Here is a 1,249-nt window from a genome sequence, read left to right as displayed (position 1 = left end):
TGTTGTGGTCAACTAAAACTGGCCACCGCGTTAGAGTTTTTCCAGTATCGGTTTTCTGATTCGTTTGGTGGTAACCCACCATTATATTCGTGCGGTCTTAGTGCGCTGTAATATCCAACGATATAGTCCGTTATTGCGTGAGCTGCATCGCTGAAGCTTACATAGCCCGTCGCTGGCACCCATTCGTTCTTCAGACTCCTGAAGAAGCGCTCCATTGGGCTGTTATCCCAGCAGTTTCCACGCCGACTCATACTCTGCCTGATCCGGTATCGCCACAGTAACTGCCGGAACTGCCTGCTCGTATAATGACTGCCTTGATCGCTGTGGAACATCACCCCGACGGGCTTACCACGGGTTTCCCATGCCATTTCCAGTGCTTTCATGGTAAGCCTGCTGTCCGGCGAGAACGACATGGCCCAGCCCACTGGTTTTCTTGCGAACAGGTCGAGAACAACGGCGAGGTACGCCCAGCGCTTACCCGTCCAGATATAGGTCACATCACCGCACCACACCTGATTTGGTTCCGTTACGGCGAACTGTCGCTCAAGATGATTCGGGATAGCAACGTGCTCATGACCGCCACGCTTATACCGGTGAGTCGGCTGCTGGCAACTGACCAGCCCCAGCTCTTTCATGAGTCTGCCAGCAAGCCAGCGCCCCATCTGGTAGTCTCTCTGGGTTGCCATTGTGGCGATGCTTCTTGCTCCGGCAGAGCCGTGGCTGATGCCATGCAGTTCAAGTACCTGACTGCGTAATACAGCCCGTCTGCCGTCTGGCTTTTCAGGACGGTTTTTCCAGTATTTGTAGCTGCTGCGATGGACCCCGAACACATGGCAGAGAGTGGCCACAGGATAACGCGCCCTGAGTTTCCCGATTATCGAGAACTGTTCAGGGAGTCTGACATCAAGAGCGCGGTAGCCTTTTTTAATATTTCATTTTCCATTTCAATACGTTGTAGCTTTTTCCTGAGCTCACGGATTTCAATTTGTTCCGGGGTAATGGGGGAGGCTTTTGGTGTTTTTCCCTGCCGCTCATCACGTAATTGTTTCACCCATCGCGTCATTGTGGAAAGGCCGACATCCATAGCGCTGGCTGCATCTGCCACGGTGTAATTCTGGTCAACGACCAGTTGAGCGGATTCGCGTTTAAACTCTGCGCTGAAATTTCTTTTTTTCATTATGGCACCTGTGTTGTTCTGAGGTGAGCATATCACCTCTGTTCAGGTGGCCAAATTCAGTAAACCACTTCA

1 protein-coding gene is annotated in these 1,249 nt (G+C 51.9%); it reads right to left on the bottom strand.

What is annotated here, in order from left to right; translation table 11 throughout:
* Window positions 1-8: 8 nt before the first annotated feature.
* A protein-coding gene (locus M8370_RS23355; protein ID WP_250021868.1) for an IS3-like element ISEc52 family transposase occupies window positions 9-1,177 on the bottom strand; the annotation gives its coding sequence in 2 pieces (ribosomal slippage) (window positions 9-928 and window positions 928-1,177; 1,170 coding nt in all).
* Window positions 1,178-1,249 lie beyond the last annotated feature (72 nt).

Source organism: Enterobacter cloacae complex sp. OE43NF, assembly GCF_023544405.1.
GTDB classification, from domain to species: Bacteria; Pseudomonadota; Gammaproteobacteria; order Enterobacterales; family Enterobacteriaceae; genus Enterobacter; species Enterobacter cloacae.
This window is presented reverse-complemented; position numbering and strand designations above follow the sequence as displayed.